Raw genomic sequence first — 840 nt, forward strand, 5'->3', positions numbered from 1 at the left:
ATGTGCCTCATGACTTTTACCCGCCATACAATGGTCATTGGCCATAGGAACTAATAGGTCATACAATGAGCTACAACTATTGTGATCTGTACTCATTTCTTCCATCATACCTCCTACAATTTGGAAGATATATATCTCCTTCCAAGATCTCTTCCCTTTGTATCCAACTCTTATCCCAAATCAAATACTAGCAGAGCGAAACATTTTCCAATCCATTCTTCAAATATATTATTATTATTTCCCTAAACTACAGAACATCAACTTGAATCCGAGGAAGTTCTCATGATCTCCAGATCTATCATGAGATTTATTTTCTTCCATTTCTCGAATTTCTCTTTCTTTCTATCGAACATATAAATATTCCGAATAGCTTTCATGCCTTCAAAAACGGATCCCTTGGTAAAACTTTTGGCACCATAATATTGCCATCAAATCCTATTCACACTATTCTTGAGTTTTGTGTATCTGGGAATTCAGCTCAATTCTCCTATGTTATGATATAACTGATGACATCTCTATCGATCCTTCAATCAATCAGATATTCTGATTCTTCAAAACAAGCTCTCAACCAATTCTATACAATAACACACTCACACACCCTTCTTGCTGACTTGCCTCTCTCTCTCTCTCTCCGTAAATTTACCTATTCGTGTATATTTGAGCATCTTGTTGGCCCTGTGTTTGTCTGATCGTAATTCCCTTTTCCCAGCCCGGGCATTCATATCGATTGATCAGTAAGGAAGCAATGAGAACTAATTCGATAAGCGAGCAGAAGAAGGGAAAAGGAGAAAGAAGAAGAAGAAGAAGAAGAAGAAGAAGAAGAAGAAGTGAGTCGACAAT

Annotated in this window: 1 protein-coding gene; it reads left to right on the forward strand. The window is 37.1% G+C overall.

The features are described 5' to 3' along the window. The first annotated feature begins 506 nt into the window (after positions 1-506). Positions 507-689, forward strand: a complete 183-nt coding sequence (locus MUW73_RS04495) for a hypothetical protein (protein WP_243575338.1) — start codon at positions 507-509, stop codon at positions 687-689. Positions 690-840 lie beyond the last annotated feature (151 nt).

This window comes from Candidatus Cardinium sp. cByotN1 (genome assembly GCF_022810525.1).
Classification (GTDB): Bacteria; Bacteroidota; Bacteroidia; order Cytophagales; family Amoebophilaceae; genus Cardinium.

Bases quoted from the DNA above. Each gene is read 5' to 3' on its own strand.
- MUW73_RS04495 (WP_243575338.1), top strand. From the start codon at position 507: ATGACATCTCTATCGATCCTTCAATCAATCAGATATTCTGATTCTTCA.